Annotated in this window: 13 protein-coding genes and 5 pseudogenes; 9 read left to right on the plus strand and 9 right to left on the minus strand. The window is 69.6% G+C overall.

From position 1 onward, the window contains the following. Positions 1-294: S26 family signal peptidase (locus tag ACFSL4_RS15780; RefSeq protein ID WP_381082930.1), on the minus strand; the 294-nt coding region annotated here is incomplete at its 3' end. Between the two features lie 743 nt (positions 295-1,037). Here ACFSL4_RS15780 and ACFSL4_RS15785 point away from each other — a divergent pair. Next, complete coding sequence (locus ACFSL4_RS15785) at positions 1,038-1,565, plus strand: hypothetical protein (RefSeq protein ID WP_381082932.1); 528 nt, start codon at positions 1,038-1,040, stop codon at positions 1,563-1,565. A 7-nt stretch (positions 1,566-1,572) separates the two neighbouring features. Here the strand turns inward: ACFSL4_RS15785 and ACFSL4_RS15790 are convergent. Then, positions 1,573-2,372, minus strand: a pseudogene (locus ACFSL4_RS15790) (IS5 family transposase). 210 nt (positions 2,373-2,582) lie between these two features. Between ACFSL4_RS15790 and ACFSL4_RS15795 the strand changes: the two are divergent. Both ACFSL4_RS15795 and ACFSL4_RS15800 read left to right on the plus strand, forming a co-directional pair. Further along, the gene (locus ACFSL4_RS15795) at positions 2,583-2,927 is read left to right on the plus strand and encodes a GNAT family N-acetyltransferase (RefSeq protein ID WP_381082934.1); all 345 of its coding nucleotides are present in this window, start codon (positions 2,583-2,585) and stop codon (positions 2,925-2,927) included. Between the two features lie 122 nt (positions 2,928-3,049). After that, positions 3,050-4,018, plus strand: a complete 969-nt coding sequence (locus ACFSL4_RS15800; RefSeq protein WP_381082935.1) for an LLM class flavin-dependent oxidoreductase — start codon at positions 3,050-3,052, stop codon at positions 4,016-4,018. A gap of 370 nt (positions 4,019-4,388) precedes the next feature. Here ACFSL4_RS15800 and ACFSL4_RS15805 read toward each other — a convergent pair. Continuing rightward, positions 4,389-4,619: pseudogene (locus ACFSL4_RS15805) on the minus strand (Tn3 family transposase); the annotation flags it as partial. 250 nt (positions 4,620-4,869) lie between these two features. Between ACFSL4_RS15805 and ACFSL4_RS15810 the strand changes: the two are divergent. Next, positions 4,870-5,949, plus strand: a complete 1,080-nt coding sequence (locus tag ACFSL4_RS15810) for a BUD32 family EKC/KEOPS complex subunit (protein WP_381083053.1) — start codon at positions 4,870-4,872, stop codon at positions 5,947-5,949. A 67-nt stretch (positions 5,950-6,016) separates the two neighbouring features. Beyond that, positions 6,017-7,138 (plus strand): annotated as a pseudogene (locus tag ACFSL4_RS15815) (IS630 family transposase). A gap of 33 nt (positions 7,139-7,171) precedes the next feature. Here the strand turns inward: ACFSL4_RS15815 and ACFSL4_RS15820 are convergent. The 5 genes and pseudogenes from ACFSL4_RS15820 to ACFSL4_RS15840 form a co-directional block, all read right to left on the minus strand. Beyond that, complete coding sequence (locus ACFSL4_RS15820) at positions 7,172-7,972, minus strand: inositol monophosphatase family protein (protein WP_381082937.1); 801 nt, start codon at positions 7,970-7,972, stop codon at positions 7,172-7,174. A gap of 138 nt (positions 7,973-8,110) precedes the next feature. Continuing rightward, entirely contained in the window at positions 8,111-9,400 is a 1,290-nt protein-coding gene (locus ACFSL4_RS15825; protein WP_381082939.1) for an SWIM zinc finger family protein, read from the minus strand. Beyond that, positions 9,397-12,339, minus strand: coding sequence for a DEAD/DEAH box helicase (locus tag ACFSL4_RS15830; RefSeq protein ID WP_381082941.1), 2,943 nt, complete (start codon positions 12,337-12,339; stop codon positions 9,397-9,399). The genes ACFSL4_RS15825 and ACFSL4_RS15830 overlap by 4 nt, the downstream gene beginning before the upstream one ends. After that, the gene (locus ACFSL4_RS15835) at positions 12,336-14,618 is read right to left on the minus strand and encodes an IS1096 element passenger TnpR family protein (protein ID WP_381082943.1); all 2,283 of its coding nucleotides are present in this window, start codon (positions 14,616-14,618) and stop codon (positions 12,336-12,338) included. Before ACFSL4_RS15835 ends, ACFSL4_RS15830 begins: the two co-directional genes overlap by 4 nt. Positions 14,619-15,086: 468 nt before the next feature. Next, positions 15,087-15,242 (minus strand): annotated as a pseudogene (locus ACFSL4_RS15840) (mobilization protein); the annotation flags it as partial. Here ACFSL4_RS15840 and ACFSL4_RS15845 point away from each other — a divergent pair. Then, positions 15,241-15,413 (plus strand): annotated as a pseudogene (locus tag ACFSL4_RS15845) (ectoine hydroxylase); the annotation flags it as partial. The pseudogenes ACFSL4_RS15840 and ACFSL4_RS15845 overlap by 2 nt on opposite strands. An 86-nt stretch (positions 15,414-15,499) precedes the next feature. Here ACFSL4_RS15845 and ACFSL4_RS15850 read toward each other — a convergent pair. Continuing rightward, entirely contained in the window at positions 15,500-16,510 is a 1,011-nt protein-coding gene (locus ACFSL4_RS15850; protein ID WP_381082945.1) for a GlxA family transcriptional regulator, read from the minus strand. A gap of 70 nt (positions 16,511-16,580) precedes the next feature. Between ACFSL4_RS15850 and ACFSL4_RS15855 the strand changes: the two genes are divergently transcribed. The 3 genes from ACFSL4_RS15855 (at position 16,581) to darG (ending at position 20,391) form a co-directional block, all read left to right on the plus strand. After that, complete coding sequence (locus ACFSL4_RS15855; protein WP_381082947.1) at positions 16,581-17,888, plus strand: MFS transporter; 1,308 nt, start codon at positions 16,581-16,583, stop codon at positions 17,886-17,888. Positions 17,889-18,596: 708 nt separating this feature from the next. After that, the gene (darT, locus tag ACFSL4_RS15860) at positions 18,597-19,292 is read left to right on the plus strand and encodes a type II toxin-antitoxin system toxin DNA ADP-ribosyl transferase DarT (RefSeq protein ID WP_381082949.1); all 696 of its coding nucleotides are present in this window, start codon (positions 18,597-18,599) and stop codon (positions 19,290-19,292) included. Between the two features lie 37 nt (positions 19,293-19,329). Further along, positions 19,330-20,391 (plus strand): type II toxin-antitoxin system antitoxin DNA ADP-ribosyl glycohydrolase DarG, encoded by a 1,062-nt coding sequence (gene darG, locus ACFSL4_RS15865; RefSeq protein WP_381082951.1) that lies wholly within the window; start codon positions 19,330-19,332, stop codon positions 20,389-20,391. Positions 20,392-20,503: the final 112 nt, after the last annotated feature.

Here is a 20,503-nt window from a genome sequence, read left to right on the forward strand (position 1 = left end):
TGCCACACGTTCCAGCGACAACAAACGCGGCACTACGTCACATACCGCCCTCTGAGAGTGCTCGGGTGCGTCGATGAGCAGGACATCGCCCCGGCGTATCCCGCTCGCGTCGATCCGTTCGATGAACAGCTGATCGCCCTGACGGTACGTCGGTCTCATGGAGTCGCCCATGACGGTGGCCATCCTGTAGTTCGCGAGGGTATGCACGACGGTCCCTGCCAGGAGGGCCAACCCGACTGATGCCGGCACCCAAGCCGCGTCTCTCAACCTGCTGATCGCTCTTCGCCGCCGCATCGGCGTCCCTTCCTTGAGCCCCGCCCGACAGCTGTGCGGGCCGGCAGAGGCTATGCGGCCTCAGGGGGAAACGCACCCAGGTCCTGGGGGAGCGTGCCACTGTACGAACGACCTGGACGCCATGGGCAGCGACTGCCAGGCTCCGCCTGGGCCGACGGCGTACGGGGCCGGCCCCCACGAGCCGTGCCTGTCGGGGACGCGGCCCGAAGGCTGCTGCCGGGGCTCAGCGCGGCGCAGTGTCGTGGCGTCATGGAGCGTTGACGTCCATGCACATCGCCCCGTCAGTCATGAATCCGGAACCTGTGCGAACCCAACCCCGTACCGGTGGCCCGGCGTGCACGGATATTCGGCAGGTACCCACGGGTACTCGAGTACTGGCGCCAGGGCCCGGCCTGATCCGTACGGGTTGATGCCGGCGTCCTGGCCTTTGAGGGATCTCGGCGGTGCCGAGCGGCCCCCCCGGGCCGCCTGATGGCCCCTGGCCGCGGTGGGCGGCGGCGCCGAGGCCGGGAGGTGGAACGGCCGCTCGCCGGTGGCCTTCCGGGGCGGGAGCGCGCGATGAGTGACCCGCTGATCGCAGGGGTGGACGGTCCCGCCTCCAGCCCGGGCACGGTCGAGCCCGCGGCCCGTGAGGCGCACCTGCGAGAGGTGCCGCTCCGCATCGTGCGCGTTTTCGGCCGTCCTCCATCACATCCAGGCTCCGGGGTACGCTGCTCCGATCCCCCTGACTGGAGGTCATCTGATTGTTCGCCGCACGGGTGCTGGCCGCTGCTCCGGTGGCCCTGGTGGTTCTCTCCCTGTCCAGCTGCTCTTCACACTGGGGCTGCACCGACACGACGGCAGAGCGCGGTGTGGCCGGTGTCAGGGTGCAGGTCGTCAACACGTCAGGGCGGCCCATCGGCGTCACCGCCGAGGTCGTTGACTGGCGCCTTGAACCCCACCCGCAGGTGCCCTCCAGAGGCGACCAGGTTCACTTCCACTACCGCTTCAACGGTGCCGACGAGATCGGTGGCCCTGCATTGGACGCCTGCGCGGTGGACAAGCAACGCGTGGCGTTGATCTGCCAGAGGGTCTATTCCTCCGAGGCGTTCGGGCCAGGTGGGGAGCACACAGGCGACGAGTGGCTCGCTGTCGAACACCCTGGACAGGTGGCCGGAGTGCTGTTGATTCCCAATGACCAGTCCTACGACAGGCGAACGTGCGAGCAGGACGTCAAGGATGGAGGCGGGGTGCACCCTCCAAAACCAGTCGGCGCGGGGGACCACCTGTAAGCCGTTGTCAGTTGGTGAGGCGGCGGCATATGAGGGTCGCGGCGATGGCTGTGAAGGCGAGGAAGTGTTCCGGTTTGCGCTCGTAGCGGCGGTGGGGGCGGCAGCCGGACAGCCAGGACACGGTCCGTTCCACGACCCAGCGGTGCCGGCCCAGGCGCCGGGACGACTCGATGCCCCTGCGGGCGAGGCGGTGCCGGATGCAGCGGGAAGCGAGCCATCGCCGCAGGTGCCGGTAGTCGTACCCCTTGTCTCCGTGCATTTTGCCGGGCCGTCGGCGTCGCGGGCCGCGCCGTGAGCGGATGGGAGGGACACCCCGGACCAACGGGATGAGGGCCTGGCTGTCGTGGAGGTTCGCGGCGGAGATTCAGACCGATGGAGGCAGGCCCTGGCAATCAACGATGAGGTGGGTTTTCGATCCCTTCTTGCCGCGGTCGGTCGGATTCGGTCCCGCCAGCTGCCCCCTTTGAGGGCCCGGGCGCTGACGGAGTCGATCGCGCACCGCGACCAGTCCAGCTCGCCCCGGCACCGAGTTCGTCCAGGACCAAGCGGTGGAGCTTGGCCCACACTGGCCTCGGTCCACTCGGTGAACCGCCGGAAGGCGGTGACCCCCGACAGCCCGAAGCCCGGCGGCAGTTGGTTTCAGGTACGGCACCAGGTGGCCACGAAGCTGATCGCAGCCAGCACCTCGCGGTCCCCTCGCCGACGATGCCCTCCACCCTGCGGGCGAACCGGTGCCGGTGGCACCACCCGCTGGAACAATGTCCACAGGTCTTCCGGCGCCATCCGCTCGACAAGCGCAGCAGTCATCACCCCAGACTGCCGCAAGATCACGCCAACTGAGACGACGTCTTATTGGCCCGCTTGAACATTCCCATGCCGCGGAGTCTGCCAGACGCCCCCGACCAGTCGACGACGACCTCTCTCGCCTGTCGCCTCGGCACCGACAAGGTGGGGAATTGATGCGCTGAGTGGCATGCCCGGCCATGTACCGAATCGAAGAAGCAGTGCCCACGGCGAGTGAGTATCGGACGCTACGAGCCGCGGTCGGTTGGCTGGGCCTCTCCCCCGGAAGAAGCCTGTGAACAGGCTCTCGGAAGAAGTTGCTTCGGGGTGATTGCACGCCATGAAGAGCGCATCGTGGGCATGGCGAGGTTGGTCGGCGACGCAGCCATGAACTCGTTCATCGTCGACGTCGTAGTCCATCCCAACCACCAGGGCGCGGGGCTGGGGCGCCGTATGGTCAACGCTCCAACCGGCTGGTCCAACGCACATGGCATCCGCACGACGTTCCTCATCGCGAGCGCTGATGTCGTTCCCTTTTATGAACCTCTTGGCTTCTCATTCGACCCAGTTGTGTCATGAAGTACGGCCTGACGCCTCGATCGGGGTCGGACATCGCCAACTGAGATGAACTCTAATTCGCGCTCTTCTGCCCGCGGCATAGTGGTTGGCGACGTGACAGTCGGCGACCGTAGGTTGTGCCCATGGTGTCCATCTCAATACAGGCGGATTTGAAGGACGCGAGGTCCTGGAGTGCCCTTGCCCAGCGGTGCGAGGCGGCGGGTTTCGAAGCTCTGCTCGCTCCTGACCATCCGGGTACGGCGGCGTCCCCGTTCGCCGCTCTCGCGACTGCCGCCGCGGTCACAAAACGCGTCGGTCTCGGGTCCTACGTGTCCCATGCCGGCGTCCGGGAACCCCTGCTGCTCGCCAGTGACGTCGCGACCCTCGATGTCGTGTCGGACGGGCGGGCCCGTCTGGCGCTGGGAGCTGGCCATACGCCGGTCGAATGGGCGATGCTCGGGTCGAACCGTCCAGACGTGGGCGGGCGCGTCCAGCGCTTCATCGCGGTGGCGGAGGCGTGCCGTGCGCTGTTGGCGGGGGACGAAGTCACCCTCGACGGCCCGTACGTGTACGCGCGGGCAGCGCGACTGGAATCGCCTCGGCCTGTGCAATCCCGAGTGCCGTTCACTTTCGGGGGTGGCAACTCCACGCTGTTGCGGTGGGCCGGTCAGCACGCCGACGTCGTCGCCCTGAGCGGACTCGGCCGCACATTGGCGGATGGGCACAGTCACGAGACGCGATGGCGAGTCGACGACATCGACAGGCAGGTGGAGTTGATCGAGCAGGGCGCGGTCGGCCGGAAGGCTCCGCCACCGCGTGAAGCACTGGTGCAGGTGGTGGAGATCACCGATGACGCGGAGGCAGCCGCACACCGCCTTGCTGCGCGATTCGGCAGTACCGAGCGCGACGTGCTGTCCTCCCCGTACGTCTGGATCGGCACTGAGGGCGAGATCCTGGAGGCGATGGCGGACCACGAGCGACGCTGGGGCATCACCCGGTATGTGGTGCGCGAACCTGCTTTGGACGCCGCCGAGAACCTGATCACACGCCTCCATCGCGGGAGCGGGGTGGCCAGCAGGCCGAGCCGGCTGACAACTGACCGGCGCGATTGACACGCGGATGGACTGACGCGAAGGTCGGTGGAACGACTTTGGCCGGGAGCTGCTTTGACGCGAGTGATCATGGCCCCTTCCGCTGGCCCGCGGATCGGGCAGGCTTGTAGACCTGCCCGTTAGTGCCCGATGTGGGGCCGTGATCTTCGAGGCTCGCGCCAAAGTGGCTGGCTAACTGGCTGTTCTCTATCCGTTCGCGTGGTCGGTCCGATTCGAGCGGGACCGCACTCAGGCGGTCATCGCGGCATACGTGTCCGGCTTCGTCTCCCCGGGCTGAGGATCAGGCGGCGACCGGCGACTGTATCGTGCGTCGTCTCGCTCCTCGGGGCGCGGGCGTCAATCGAGCTACTGACGAGGCCGGCCGGGCCTGTCAGTCCAGGGTGTCGTCGTCTTCCTCGTCCAGTTCGGACGCTTCCGGGTCGCGCAGCGGGCGCAGGCCCTGGCCGGGGCCGCTGGCCTCGATGTTGAACAGACAGCGGCCCAGTAAGTTGATGTGCCGGTCCTTGAGCGGGGAGAGCCGGGTGATGTCCTCGTCCTTGATGTCGTGGCCCTCGGCACGGAGCCGGGCGATGGCGGCGTGCAGGTAGCGGGTGTTCAAGAGCCTATCCGGGGCAAACGGGTGAACGGGTGAACGGGTGCCGTTTATGCAGGTAGAACGCTTGCGGTCGCGTCCGTGAGAGCTCGGTGTCGGGAGATCTAGTGACGGGGGCGCGTCATCGTCTGAGGCGGCGTCCGGAAATCAGCGTTCCGGGCGACTTCGCGTACCTGCTCCTTCGGCAGGCGTGGCGGATAGGCTCGAAAACGTGCGCGAGATCACCAAAGCCCTGGTTCCGGGCACCGAGGAGTCGTCTATGCACCACCCGGACCCGCGGTATGCCGCGCGGCTCGCCACGTATGGGACCGTGGCCACGCACTTGTCCCTGCTGAGCGACCGTCAGCTCGGCGAGGTCGTGGCCGCCGCCGACCCGCTCGGGTCCGGCATCGGCGGCAGGTCGGCGGAGCTGGACATCGACGGCACGAGGGTGTTCGTCAAACGGGTTCCTCTCACGGACACCGAGTTGCGGCCGGAGAACGCGCGGTCGACGGCGAACCTCTTCGGACTGCCGGTGTTCTACCAGTATGGGGTGGGCTCGGCCGGGTTCGGGGCCTGGCGAGAGCTGGCCGTGCATGTCATGACCACCAACTGGGTCCTCGGGAACGAGTACGAGGGTTTTCCGCTGATGTACCACTGGCGCATCCTGCCCGACTCCCCTCCCGAGGGTTTCGCCGACGCGTTCGGGGGCATCGACGGGGCGGTCGTGCACTGGGAGGGCTCATCGGCCGTGCGTGAGCGGCTGGAGGCCATCGGCCGTTCCTCGTTCAGCCTGGTGCTCTTCCTGGAACACGTCCCGCAGACACTCGCCGATTGGCTGCACGACCACCGGACCGCCGCGCCGGAGGGTAGGGAGGGCTCGCCGTACCCATGGGTGGAGGAGGCCCTGGCGCGCGGGTGTGCCTTCATGAGCTCGCGCGGGCTCGTCCACTTCGATGCCCACTTCGCCAATGTCCTGACCGACGGCCAGCTGCTCTACTTCGCGGACTTCGGACTCGCCCTGAGCTCGCGCTTCGAACTGTCAGCGGCCGAGGCGGAGTTCCTCTCCGACCACCTCGTGTATGACCGCTGCCACACCGTGAGCCATCTGCTCCGCCACCACCTGCCCGATGGTCTGCGCGGCGGTATGGAACACGAGGCGTTCCTGCGCGAGTGGATCGTCGGCCACCAGCCCGATGACGTCCCGTGCGAGATCGCCGCGATCATCGACCGGCATTCCCGAGCTGCATTGGTCCTGGGCGAATTCCACCGCCGCTTTCTCACCGAGAGCAAGCGGACGCCATTTCCGGCCGCCGAGATCGAGGGGGCCTGGGGGACCGCGGTCGCGGTGCCCCACTGAGACCGGCCTTCGGCAGAAGATCGCCGTCAGGACGTCTCGGGACGGGAGGTGTGCCGGGGGTGTTGTGGTGGCAGAGCCTGTCCGTGTGCGCAGACTGACCGATCAGGAGGGGCAGAAGCTGCAGCAGATCGTGCGTCGGGGCAGCACCAGTTCGGTGCGCTACCGGCGCGCGATGATGCCGCTGGCCTCGGCCGGCGGGAACCGGGTGCCGGTGGTCGCGAAGCTGGTGCAGGCCGATGAGGACACGGGCCGGGATGTGATCCACCGGTTCAACGGGGTCGGCCTGGCCTGCTTGGACCCTCGGTGGGCGGGAGGCCGTCCCCGCCTGCTCAGCCCTGACAACGAGGACTTCGTCGTGCAGACGGCCACCACCCGCCCGACCAAGCTCGGCCAGCCCTTCACCCGCTGGTCCATCCGCAAACTCGCCGCCTACCTGCGGAAAGTGCACGGCCGCGTCATCCGGATCGGCCGCGAGGCGTTACGGTGCCTGCTCGCCCGCCGCGGCGTCACCTTCCAACGGACCAAGGCGTGGAAGGAATTGCCCGATCCGGAGCGCGACGCCAAGCTGGACCGCATCGAGGAGGTGCTGGAGCGTTTCCCTGACCGTGTCTTCGCGTTCGACGAGTTCGGGCCGCTCGGCATCCGGCCCACCGCCGGGTCGTGCTGGGCCGAGCAAGGCAGGCCCGAGCGGCATCCCGCGACTTACCACCGCACCCACGGGGTCCGCTACTTCCACGGCTGCTACTCGATCGGCGACGACACCCTGTGGGGCGTCAACCGCCGCTAGAAAGGTGCCGCGAACACCCTGGCCGCGCTGAAGACGATCCGTGCCGCCCGCCCCGACGGGGCCCCGATCTACGTGATTCTCGACAACCTGTCCGCCCACAAAGGCGCCGACATCCGTCGCTGGGCGAAGAAGAACAAGGTCAGCCTGTGCTTCACCCCGACCTACGCGTCCTGGGCCAACCCGATCGAGGCCCACTTCGGACCGCTGCGGCAGTTCACCGTCGCCAACTCCAACCACCGCAACCACACCGCCCAGACGCGGGCCCTCCACACCTACCTGCGCTGGCGCAACGCCAACGCCCGCCACCCAGACGTCCTCACAGCTCAACGCCGTGAACGTGCCCGGATCCGCAGCGAGAAGGGCATCCGCTGGGGCGGCAGGCCCCTCCAGGCCGCAGCCTGACCCAGCCCGACGAAAACCCATGCGGTCACAGCACTAGCTTCGGCAGCGCATCATCGACATCAGCAGCCTGTGGGTCTCGTCGTCGGCGGCAGCCACAAGCCCACGACCTGCCTCCCCAATCGGGGCACCGTCGATCCCGGTGACAACGCAGCCAGCAGCCCGGCACAAAGCGATGCCAGCCGCGAAATGCACGCTCCTGGAGAGGTCGCCGCCATCGGTGACATACGCGGCGCGCTTGCCGGCAGCCACCCAGGCCAGCGCCAGCGTCGTGGATACGACGCGCGGCCGGAAACGTTCGATGAACCCAGGATGGGCCAGCAGTTCCACGGCCCGGAATCCCGGCGCACTCGGGAACGGCGGATCCAGGTTGACGTCCACCAATCGGGTAGCGGGCGTGGGCGTCAGCAGTGCGTCGTCGGCCCCGTCATGCCGCACCCAGGCGGTCGCCGCGTCGGTGAAGAAGACCTCGCCGCTGAACGGGTCGGCCACGGCCGCCGCCCCATCACGCAGCGCCACGTTGACGGCCACCAGCATGTTGCCGACGGCGTAGTTCAGCGTGCCGCACAGGGGATCCACCAACCACTGGCGCACAGCGTCAGCAGCGCCCTGCTGCCCGCCTTCCTCGCCGAGCACCGCGTCATCGGGCCGTGCGGCACGGATGACGCCGAGGATCGTCTTCTCGGCCGCCACATCGGCGGCGGTGGCAAAGTCCCCGGCACCCTTGTCGATGCGGTTGAGCCGCCGGCCGTACATGTTGCGGACCACGTCCGCGCCAGCCCGCGCCCCGGCTATCGCGACTGCAGCATCGTCAGAGCTCGCGTATGAGTCGATCATGCCGTGCAGAGTATCGAGGCGAAGTCACCGCCCCGGCGAACCGTCCTGGTCAGAGCACTGGCCGGACCCGCACGAGGGTCACCCGTGCTGGGGCGCCTCCGCCCGGTCCGCGCGGAAGGACGCCATCCCCGCCCGGTGTCAGCGCCCGATGGCGGCGCGGGCGCTGGTCAGGGCGGCGAGCGGGTCGGGGTGGGCGGGGGCGCACGGCCACCAGCCGGTGCGGCCTGCGAGGGTTTCGCGGGAGTAGGGGTGCCAGCGGCCGTCGGGGCCGTAGCGCAGCTGGATGCCCTCGGCATCCAGGGTCAGGCGGTTGCGCCAGGTCCTGACCGGCGCCGGCCCCTCGGACTCGGCGAGCGCGGTGCGGGCGGCGGCGAGTGCGGCCGGGGCGGGGGTGAGCGGCGTCCGGGCGGTGGTGATGCCGGGGATGCCGCCGTGGCGGGCCGCGCGGACCAGGCGGGCGAAGTCGGCGGGGTCACTCCCCGTGCCGGTGACCAGGCGGTGGAACCACTTCTCGCTCGCGCCCGCGGCGGCGATGCGCACGGCGTCGTCGGCGGCGTCGAGGTGCAGGGTGAGGGTGTGGCCGTCGGCGAGGCCGCGGGCGCGTTGCGCGGTGTCGCTCATCAGGGCCGTGAGGTCGGAGAGGGTGACGGGGCCGGTGCGTGGCGGTTCGGCGGTGAGAGGAGCGGGACGCGGGTCCGGGGAGTCCTCACGGCCGTCGGTGTGCGGGGGCGCGGTGGTGCCACGGGAGCCGGGTGCCTCCTGCGAGGGCGAGGTGAAGGTGCCCTCCCAGGAGGTGAAGGCGTCGCGGGCGAGGACGCCGTACGGGGCGGGAGTGCCGGTGTCCTCGGGAGAGGCCGCCTCGGCCGTGGAGGCGGCCCGGCGGCGGGCGCGCAGCGCGGCGAGGACACTGTCGCGGTCGCGGCCCCGGAGGGTGAACAGCAGGAACGGGTCCTCGTCGATGAGGGTGGCGGTGGCGTAGCACACGGCGGCGCCGTGCTTGCAGGGGTAGCCCCAGTCGGGGCAGGAGCACTCCGGGTCGAGCTCGTGCGGTTGCGGGAGGAGCGGTACGCCGGCCGAGGCCGCGTCGGTGACGAGGGCCTCGGGCATCTCGCCGTCCAGCAGGGCGGCGGTGTGCCCGGCCCGGGCGGCGATGGCGTCGAGCAGGGTGTCCCACTGGGCGTCGGTGAGGACGGGGACGTGGACGGCGGCGTCGTACGGCCAGGGGGTGCTGCCCTCGACCTCGGCCTTGAGCGCGCCGGGCAGGCAGGTGACGGGGTGGACCATGCCCTTGCGGGCGTAGGTGCGGCCGCGGGAGAGGCGGCCCGAGTCGAGGGTGGAGGCCTCCAGGGCGTCGATCCACGCCTGGCCCCACCAGGTGGCGGCGAAGGCGAGGGCGCCGCGGCGCGGGGCCTTGCGGGCCGGGGTCACAGGTCTTCTCCCTCGGCGGTGGCGGACAGGGCGACGAGTTCGGCGAGGTCGGCGTCGGACAGTTCGGTCAGGGCGGCCTCGCCGGAGGCGACGACCTGCTCGGCCAGCGCCCGCTTGGCACCGAGCAGGCGGGCCACCTTCTCCTCGACGGTGCCCTGGGCGGTGAGCCGGTGGACCTGGACCGGGCGGTCCTGGCCGATGCGGTAGGCGCGGTCGGTGGCCTGGTCCTCGACGGCCGGGTTCCACCAGCGGTCGTAGTGGATCACGTGGGTGGCGCGGGTGAGGTTGAGGCCGGTGCCCGCGGCTTTCAGCGACAGCAGGAAGACCGGCACGTCGCCGCGCTGGAAGGCGGCCACCATTTCCTCGCGCCGCCTGACCTCGGTGCCGCCGTGCAGGTAGAGGGCGCGGACGCCGCGGTCGGCGAGGTGGGCCTCCAGCAGCCTGCCCATCTGTGTGTACTGGGTGAACAGCAGTGCGGACTCGCCCTCGGCGACGACGGTGTCGAGGAGTTCGTCGAGGAGCCGGAGCTTGCCGGAGCGGCCCGGGAGCGGGCCCGGCTGGCGCAGGTACTGGGCGGGATGGTTGCAGATCTGCTTCAGAGCGGTGAGGAGTTTGAGGACGAGGCCGCGGCGGGCGATGCCGTCCGCCTTCTCGATCCTCTCCATGGCCTCGCGGACCTGCGCCTCGTACAGCGCGGCCTGCTCGCGGGTGAGCGGGACGGGGTGGTCGGTGGTGGTCTTGGGCGGCAGCTCCGGGGCGATGCCCGGGTCGGACTTGCGGCGGCGCAGCAGGAAGGGGCGGGTGAGGCGGGTGAGTTGTTCGGCGGCGCGGCGCCCGTCCTCGGCGGCCTCCTCGCCGCCGTCCGCGCCGAGGGCGCCGCGCTCGATCGCCCGGGCGTAGCGGTCGCGGAAGGCGGTGAGGGAGCCCAGCAGGCCCGGGGTGGTCCAGTCGAGCAGCGCCCACAGCTCGGAGAGGTTGTTCTCCACAGGGGTGCCGGTCAGCGCCACCCGGGCCCGGGCAGGCAGGGCGCGCAGCCGGCGGGCGGTGGTGGCGTACGGGTTCTTGACGTGCTGGGCCTCGTCGGCGGCGATCAGCGACCACTTGATCCCGGCGAGCCGCTCGGTGTCGCGGCGCAGCACGCCGTAGGTGACCAGGACGAGTTCGCCGCCGGTGAGATGGTCCAGGGTGCGCTCGCCGCCGTGGTAGCGGCGCACGGCGAGGGCGGGGGCGAAGCGCGCGGCCTCGCGCTCCCAGTTGCCGAGCAGCGAGGCGGGGCACACCACCAGGGTGGGGCCCGCGGTGTCGGACTGCTCCTGACGGTGCAGGTGGAGGGCGAGCAGGGTGACCGTCTTGCCGAGGCCCATGTCGTCGGCGAGGACACCGCCGAACCCGAGACGGGTCATGTCGGCGAGCCAGGCCAGTCCCCGCTGCTGGTAGTTGCGCAGGGTGGCGGTCAACCCTCCTGGTACGGCGATCGGTTCGCGTTTCTCGGGTTCGTGCAGCCGGGTGACGAGCTCGCCGAACGCTCCCGCGGCACTCACCTCGATCCGCTCGCCGTCCCGCTCGATCTCGCCGGTCAGGACGGCCTGCAGCGCGTCCAGTGGCGCAAGGGCGCGCTCCTGGCGGCGGCGCAGCCGGGCCAGCAGCTTCGGATCGGCGACCACCCACCGGTCGCGCAGTCTCACCAGGGGGCGGCGCGCTTCGGCCAGCCGGTCGATCTCGGCCTCGGTGAGCCGCTCGCCGTTCAGGGACACCTGCCAGGAGAAGTCCAGCAGGGCGTCCTTGCCGAGGAGGGTGTTCACGGTGGCGCCGGGAGCGGTGGCCGCCCCGATCTCGGCCCGTGCCTCAAGGGCTTTGACCAGATCCTTCGGCCAGTGCACGCGCAGCCCGGCGTCGTGCAGCAGGCCCGCGGCCTCGTCGAGCAGCTGGGTGAGCTCCGGGTCGGACAGGCGCAGCCGGGCGGGCGCGGACTCGGCGAGCAGCCGGGCCAGCGGGGGCCACGACGCGGCACCGCGGCGCAGCGCGAGCAGCGTCTCGGCCTCGGCGCGCGGGCCGAGCAGGCGGGCGGTGCGCTCCGGGTCGGCCCACAGTTCGGCGGCGTCGACGACGAGGGAGGGGTCGGCGGCGCTGTGCAGCTGGAGGGCGGCGTGGAAGGTGCGCTGCCGCCCGGTGGGAGGCTCCACCCGCAGCGAGACGTTCACCAGCGCGGAGCGCTCCGCCTCCACCTGGGCGGTCCACTCGGCGAGTTCGGGGTGCGGGCTGGGCGCGCGGACGGAGTAGGGGTTGCCGAGGGCAGCCAGCGGCGCGGCCGGGGTGCGCGGCAGGGTGTCGGCGAGCGCGTCCGCGAACTCCCGTACCAGGGGGCCGGGTTCGACGATCCGTGTCGGGCGGCTGCCGGGTACGGGTAGGTTGTGGGCGTACGGCGGCAGAGCGGCGGCCAGGTCGTCCAGCGTCCGCTTGCCGTGCGCGCCGAGGGGGCCCAGTCGCCACACGGGACGGCCGTCCTCGGTGAGCGCGGGCTGCAGGCGGCCCTCGCCGATCAGCCGCAGGGCAGTGCGGGCGACGGCGGCCCAGGCGTGCAATGAGGGATGCGCGCCCTGCCCGGGCAGGTCCAGCAGGAGTGCCAGGGCGGTGCCGGGGGCGAGCCCGAACGCCTCGGTCTTTCTGGCCCGTACGCCCTTGCCGTGCGGCAGTACGAGACCCAGCGGCAGCTCGTCCACGGCCGTCGGCGCGGCGGCGGGCACGCGCAGCCCACTGTCCGGCAGCCGGTACAGGGCGAGCCGGCCCAGCCGGTGCGGCTGCCCGGCCGGCGCGGGCACGAACACCGCCGCCCAGCCGCCGGCCGCCAACTCCCCGGCCCAGGTGGCGGCCTCCCGGTCGGCCAGCGGCGGCGCCGGCAGGGGCGCACGCGTCCGCTGCCCGGGCACGGCGATCCTCACGCGGAGCTCCTCGCCTTGAACGCGGCCTTGCGCAACCGCTTGGCCAGATGCCTGTCCCCGTGCATGAGGCTGTCGGCGACGGCGGTCAGCACGGCCTCGCCGTGCGGGTGCCCGGCCCGCCACAGGCCGTCGGCCAGTTCGGCCACCTGATCGCGCACCCGCGGCCCGCCCTCGGGCCCCTGCTCCAGGCGGGCGCGCAGCGCTTCGGGGCCGCCGTCCATGTACGCGTACAGGCCGTCCAGGCACATCCACTCTTGGCCGTGGGCGTCCTGCCCCTCGGCGGGGTCATCGATCCGCCGCAGCCAGGAGGCGGCGGTGTGCGCGCATCCGGGCACACCGGAGACGGCGGCCTTGCGCAGCACCGCGCGCACCCGGCGCCGCTGGTCCGGCTCCGTGTCCTCGGGGTTCTCGGGGTTCTCGGGCTCCCCGGGGCGCTGGGCGGGCAGCAGGTGCTCCAGGACGAGCGGGGCCACGAGCCGCCGCAGCGCGTCGGCCCCCTTCGTGCCGCCGCAGGCGTCGACGAGCTGCACCGCCGCGTCGGCGGGGGCGCGGGCGGCCAGCCAGCCGGCCACCTCCGCCCATACCTCCTTCGAGGAGCGGTAGGCGGCCAGCGCAGCCAGCAGCTCGGCAGCCTCCGCCTGCTCCATGCGCCCCACCACCGGGGCACTCACCCCGGCCTCGACAAGCAGCCGGCGCAGCCCGGCCCGGCCCAGCGGGGTGAGGCGGAAGCGGCCCGGCACGGGCGCGGACAGGCCGGTCAGCAGCCAGTCGTCGTCCTGTTCGGCGCCGGGCGGGGAGTCCGCGGGCCGGTACTCGGCGGCCCCGAACCGCCCCAGCAGCTCTGCCGCCTCCTCCCACTGAACCACGTACAGCGTCTGCAGCAGCGTTCCGGCCGCTCCGTCGGGAAGATCGTCCAGGGTCTCGTCGAAGAAGGCGGAGGCATCCGCCCACTCGCCCTCGGGCAGCCCGTAGCAGTGCAGCAGCAGGCCGAACCCGACCGGCGGGGCCTGGGCGAGCAGCTCGCCGAGCCCGGACATCAGGCGCAGCATCCCGACCGGCTCCGGCAGTTCGGCGAAGACATCGGCGACCGCCCCGGCCAGTGTCTCCTGCCAAGCCGCGAGCAGGGCGGCGTCGTCCCGCTCGTCCGGCAGGGCAGCACCGGAGGATGCCCTCCTGCCGTCGCCGCTCACCTCCACGAACCCGGCGAGCAGCGCCCACTCCCACGGCTCCCGCACGGGCTCCATGTCGGCGGCGCTGCGGATCCCGGCCAGCCGCCGTCGGCGCTCCTCGGCGTCCCCCCACTCGTCCGGTGCGGCACGCCACAGCCCGGCCTCCTCCACGGCCTGCCGGGCGAGCTTCGGCCGCAGCACCCCCTTCGGGGTGAGCTCCCGGCCCGCGCCGCACCAGCGCCCGAGCCGTACGGCCGCCATGAAGTGCCCGACGTCGCGCACATGCCGGGCCAGCTCGGCGTCGTCGGGCAGCCGGATCGCCGGGGCCACGCGTGAGTCCGGGTCCAGGGCCGCAGTGACCAGGCCCCCGACCTCGGCCACGTCCTCGTCGGGCAGCGGGTGCGACTTGCCGCAGGAGGGGCACGGGAACCGGCCACCCTGTTCCCCGACCGGGCTCACGCCGTCCACCGTGAGCAGCGGCAGCCCCTCCAGCGCCCGGTTCAGCTCCGCCACGTCCAGGCGCGCGGGGTCGAACCCGGTGGCGAACATGCGGGCGAGTACGTGGTCGGTGTGACTGCCGTACTCCGGCTCGCCGCCCTCCTCGCCGACCGGCTCGGGCCGCTCGCCCGCCTCGTACCGCTGCAGCAGGTCCTGCAGTGCCCAGACGCCGCCGACGTCCTCGCAGTCCGGCAGCCCCCGCCGCCCGCCCGTGCACATCATCTGCCCGGCCTCGTCCGGTCCGGCCGGGCGGACCTCTTCGACGGTGATCCGGTGCTCCCAGTCGTCTCCGAGGTCGTACGTGTACGACAGCCGCCCTCCGGCTCGCGGCAGCACGTCCGCCAGCGCCACGCCGTCCTCGTCGGCCCACCCGGAGTCGAGGGCGCCGCCGAGCACGTCGCGGAGCGGACCCCACGCCCCCTGCCGCCCGTCCTCGAAGACGTGCAGGTGTGTGCCCTCCCATCCGAACAGCACCTGGATCACCTCGTGCAGGCCGCCCAAGGAGAGCCGCGAGGGCACCCGCACCCGCCGCCACACCGGTGGACGCAGCCCCCGCAGTTCGATCTTCAGATGGTGGACGGTGTGCCTGTCGGAAATCGCAGTGCTCGGCATGCGCCGGGATCTTCCCTTGCTTCAGGACGCATACGCCACCACGCCCCGAGGAGCGGGCGCCGCGCGCCGAATGGCTGACCCGCACCATTCTGGCAGCCGTGCAGGAGGGCACGGTCCGGGTTGGAGGAGATTCACCGGGAGGGGATTGCCGACTGCTTGGCGGGGAGCGTGCACAAGGGCGATGTAGCTCGATAACCCGGCAAGGCCGGTCCCGGCCGACCGGTCGGCTCGAAGAACAAGCGCCGTACACACCGACACCCCGTAGATAAGTAGGTCAAAACAGACACAGTCGGAGCCGGCGGAAAGAAGCAAACACCTCAAACGCCAAGCTCAGGCTGTGGAGCGCTTCTTGGCAGCGACGGAGATCTCGGATGCCTTGAACTTCTCCGCCTGGTGATTGGATACGCCGACCTGTCCCGTCGTGGGATCGGGATCCGGGTACTCGGGGAACCCGTTCTCGCGTACGCAGGCGGCTGCGGCCTGGTTGTACGCGGCCTGGAGGTGGAGCAGGGTCTGCTGAGCGGCGGCGACTTGCTGGTCGTGGTGGCGGAGCTGGCGCCAGCGGGCTGCGGCGATGACGACAAGGATCGCGGCGTCGAGGAACATCGCCAGCGCAGTCCCCTCCGCGGTGATGTCAGACTCGAACCTGATGCATGGTTTCAACGGCAACATCACACCCTTCCCGCGCTCCAACATCTTCATCGTCCACAACAGCGTCGAGAACACATCGGAGGAGCCGTTCGCTGGCCCAAGCCGCGTCCGCAGCACCTCGGCAACCGCGACTTCTCCCGATGACCGGCCGCTGATCGGCGCGGGAGCCGGCACCCATGGGTCCGTTCTGTTCACTCGCGTGGGGCGGTCGTTCTCGGTTGCCCCGCCCGTCATGCCGCGGCGCCGGGTCCGCGGAAGGTGGTGCGGTAAGCGCTCGGCGAGGTCCCCAGCGCCGCGTGGAAGTGCTGCCGTAGATTGGCTGCCGTACCGAGCCCCGCCCGTTCAGCCACCTGCTCCACCGGCAGGTCCGACTCCTCCAGCAGCTCCCGGGCGCGTTCGACGCGCTGCTGTGTGAGCCAGTTCATCGGGGTGGTGCCCACCTCGTCGCGGAAGCGCCGGGTGAAGTTCCGTACGCTCATGGACTCCTGGGCCGCCATCTGGCCCAGCGTGATCGGCTCTGCCAGCCGCTGCAGCGCCCAGCCGCGCGCGGCGGCGGTGGAGGGTGAGGACGGCTGCGGCACGGGGTGGCGGACGTACTGCACCTGTCCGCCCTCCCGGTGCGGCGGCACGATGGTGCGGCGGGCGACGTCGTTGGCGACGGCCATGCCGAAGTCGTGCCGGATCATGTGCAGGCACAGGTCGATCCCGGAGGCGCACCCGGCTGAGGTCAGTACGTCGCCGCCGTCGGTGTACAGCACGTCCGTGTCCAGGTCGACCCGTGGGAAGAGCCGGGCGAAACGGTCGGCATAACGCCAGTGCGTGGTTGCGGCTTGCCCGTCGAGCAGCCCGGCGGAGGCCAGTACGAAGGCGCCCGTGCAGATCGAGGCCACCCGGGTGCCGGGCCGGATACGGGAGAGCGCGTCGGCAAGCGGTCCCGAAAGAGCGGGCTGCTGCTGTTCGTAATCCTCATAGGAGGACAGCACTATCACCGTGTCGGCCTCGGCCAGCGCCTCAGGGCCATGCCCGACATTGACGGTGAAGTCCCCGTCCGTACGTACTCTCCCAGCCCGTAGGGCGCAGGTGATGACCTCGTACAGCGGCTCGCCGTCCGCCGACGCCCCCGCGCGGGCCTGCCCGAACAGTTGGTGGACGATACCCAGCTCGATCGGCAGGGTCATCTGGCGGGCGAGTACGGCAACGCGGTGCCGTACGGAGTGGGAGTACACGGTCCTGTCCTGCATGGCCACATTCTTGCGCATGGCGGCCATCCAGACACTCGCTGGGTGTTCACCGCGCCGACAAGCTGGAGCCATGGCCCAGCATTCTCAGACCCCGTTGACCGACCCCCCCACCACAACACGGCCCAGCTCGCGCGCCGTTTCGCACCGCGCCTGGGCCATCGCCGTCGTCGCGGGCGCAGCCATTGTGACCGCCGGCGCCTTCACGACCGTCCCCGGCCTGCTGATCACACCGCTGCACCAGGAATACGCCTGGGACCGGGGCCAGATTGCGCTGGCCGCCTCCGTCAACATGGTCCTCTTCGGCTTCACCGCGCCCTTCGCCGCGGCCCTGATGGAACGAGCCGGTATCCGCCGCGTGGCGGCGGGCGCCATGCTGCTCATCGCCGTCGGCGCCCTGCTCACCCATGCGATGGCCTCGCCGTGGCAACTCGTACTGTACTGGGGCGTCTTGATCGGGCTCGGCAGCGGCTGCCTGACCATGACCTTCGCCGCCCTGATCACCGGCCGCTGGTTCGTACGGCGGCGCGGTCTGGTCACCGGCGCGCTGAGCGCCTCCAGCCACCTGGGACAGCTGGTCTTCCTGCCGCTGCTCGCCTGGGCGGTCGACCGCTACGACTGGCAGCCCCCAGTGGTCACACTCGCGCTCGTGGCCCTGGCCGTCTCCGCTGTGGTGGCACTGTTCCTGCGGGACCACCCGGCCGACGTCGGCGCACTGCCGTACGGAGGCAAGGAGTTCGTGGCCAAGCCCACCCCCACCCAGGGCGCCGCCCGCCGCACTGTGAAAGTCCTCTTCGACGCCGCCCGCACTGGAACCTTCTGGCTGCTGGCAGGCATGTTCATCATCTGCGGCGCCACAACCAATGGCATCATGTGGAGCAACTGGGTACCCGCCGCACACGACCACGGCATGCACGCGACCGTCGCAGCATCGCTCCTGTCCCTGATCGGCGTCTTCTCCGCCCTGGGCGCGACCCTCTCCGGCTGGCTCACCGACCGCTTCGACCCCCGTCGACTGCTGGCCGTCTACTTCACCCTCCGCGCGCTCACGCTGCTCGCCCTGCCCCAGGTCCTCGCCGCGTCGATACACCCCACCTTGATTGTCTTCTCCATCATCTACGGACTCGTCGACGTGGCGACCGTTCCGCCGGTCATCGCCCTCAGCCAGCGCGCATACGGCGACGACGGCCCCATCGTCTTCGGATGGACCAACTCCGCCCACCAGCTGGGCGCAGGCGCCTCGGCCTTCCTGGGCGCCACCGCCCGCGATCTGTTCGGCACGTACGACGTCGTCTGGACCGCGCTGAGCGCGGCCTGCCTCACCGCGGCCTTGATGGCGCTGGTCGTACGGGCCCCGAGTACCGCCGAGCTCGCCGTGTAGCACGTACTCCCCTTACGCCGCGTACTGCCGAGCACGTCACACCACCGCACTCAACTCACATCTCCACACAACCGCAGGAGATGTTCGCCATGACCGATTGGACCGTCACCGCCGCCTCCTCCGTCCCCGTGATTGCCCAGACTTCGAAGCATTCGGAGACAGTGCTGTGGGCCTACTGCGGTGCCGACAACGATGACTCCTTCGCTGTCGTCTCGCATCACCGCACTTCCGTCGGCACCACTGCGTGGCTGCGCCGCTCCTGCGGCACCCTGCAGATCCGAATGATCAGCCGCGCAGGTCTGCCGCAGTTCGATGAGGCTCAGGCCGAGGCGCCGCTTGCTCTGGTTCCGCGCAGGTCGCCGGCGCGCCGGGCAAGAGCCCCGACGTTCCCAGGGAGGGCACTGACGTTCCCATGGGAGACGCTGCCTGACCGCTCGTTCCCAGGGCGTTCCCATTCAAGAGAAAAAGGCCTTCGGAGACCAACTCCGAAGGGCCTTTCTCATGCTCCGTGCCTGGTCAGGCATGGTGCCCCCGGCAGGATTCGAACCTGCGACACCCGCTTTAGGAGTTCCTTCCGTGAGTGTCCAGGCCAGGAACTTGGTCGACTGTCGCCGCCGTCAAGGTGCAGGAGCTGTACCTTTGGATACGGCAACGTCCACTGCCGTTGCAGTCAAGGATCGCCGTCAAAGCTACTGCCACGAGGCATGGTTGACGGTCAAGCAGCTGACGTCGGCAGTCACAACTGTGGTCTACTCAGCTCTTGTGATGAACGTTGGGGAACAACCGCTGTTCCACTTCACGCACGTGAGCAATCTGCGCGACATCCTCGCCGAGAAGCAGTTGGTCTCGGACACCGTCATGCAGGGCCGAGGGGGCGTGCTGAGAGAGTGCGGAGACAGGGCGGTCAAAGCTGAACGGCGATCGCGACAGATCACTGTCCCGCCATACGGTTGTCCAGCCGACTACGTCCCGTTCTACTTTGCCCCACGCTCCCCCATGCTCTACGTAATCAGCCGGGGCGGCGTGGCCACCTACCAGGACGGGCAGCCTCCACTCGTCTACCTGGTCACGTCCGTCGACGGCGTCGTGGAGTCCCACAGGCCTTACGTGTTCAGCGACGGCAACTGTGCAAGCGCGATCACCAGGCACTTCACCGACTTGAGTATGATGCCAAGCGTTGTCGACTGGGAGATTATGGCTGCACGGTACTGGAACAACACGGCCGACGACGGGGATCGCATGCGCCGACGCATGGCGGAGCTACTAGTGCACGGTTTTCTGCCCGTGACAGCTGTGCATGAGGTGGCGACCTACGATCATGAACACGCTCAGCAAGTACGACACCTACTGCGGGAGGCAGGGGCGGAGCTTCCGGTGAGTGTCAGACCCGAGTGGTACTACTGACCTCGCGGTAACGAACGAGCCCCAAGGAAGGACAGCGATGATCACGCGCGGCACCGGCAACCTGCTTCTAGCAGATGTCGATGCCCTTGTTAACACGGTCAATACCGTGGGCGTCATGGGCAAGGGCATCGCCTTGCAGTTCAAGCGGGCCTATCCGGAGAACTTCAAGGACTACAAGGCGTCCTGCGATCGTGGCGACGTCATGGTCGGCCGGATGCACGTACATGAGGTTGAGCAAGTGGGCGGCCCACGGTTCATCATCAACTTCCCGACGAAGCGCCACTGGCGCGCGCCCTCACGGATCGAAGACGTCGCCTCGGGGCTCGTAGCACTGCGTGACGAAATTGTCGAGCGTGGGATCAAGTCCATCGCAGTACCACCTCTCGGTTGTGGAAATGGCGGACTTTCCTGGCATGCGGTTGAGCCAATGATCTGTCAAACTTTGGGAACTATTCCCGGGGTCGAGGTTCGCGTTTACGAGCCGTCTGGGGCTCCTAATGCGTCATCGATGCCAAACGCCACTCAGGCACCCGCAATGACGCGTGAACGCGCAGCATTTCTCGCTGCGCTCGATCGGTACATCAGAAGCGGAATTTCGCGCGGCCTTGCTTTTGAGCCACGCGTTTCGCTTCTTGAGGCGCACAAAGTTGCCTACCTTCTGCAGAAGTTGAATCTAACGCTGGGGCTTCACTTCGAGAAGGGTATCTACGGCCCGTACTCGCAGCCCCTTGATAGGGCAGTCTCTGCGATGGAAGGTCACTTCGTCACGGGTTTTGGCGACGGCACTAGTGGAGCCCAGGCAATTCTGGAGCTCAATAAAGACTCCGTCAATGAAGCTGAGCAGTTCCTGAAGCAGCACCCAGAGTTCGAAAAAATCGCGGCCAGGTTCGAAGTTCTAACAGCAGGTTTCGAAGACGCGTTCGGCATGGAACTCTTGAGCACCGTTCTCTTCGCTGCTGAAGAACTAGTGACGCCTCCGCCAAGCCCCGAATCGGTAACGGCGTGCATTAGGGCATGGAATCACCGAAAGGAGCGCCTCTTCACGGAGGCCCACGTCCAAACAGCATGGCAACGCCTGTCTGAGGCTGACCTGCTGTAAGGATCTGAGACGCGACCGGTCACTTGGCGGCGCAACCCCCACTGTGCGAGCTGCCGTAACAGTGCAAGTCAATCGCTCATGGCGGAGTAGCTCAGCTTGAGATAAAACCTGC

The sequence above is a fragment of the Streptomyces caeni genome (assembly GCF_042678285.1).
Lineage (GTDB): Bacteria > Actinomycetota > Actinomycetes > Streptomycetales > Streptomycetaceae > Streptomyces > Streptomyces caeni.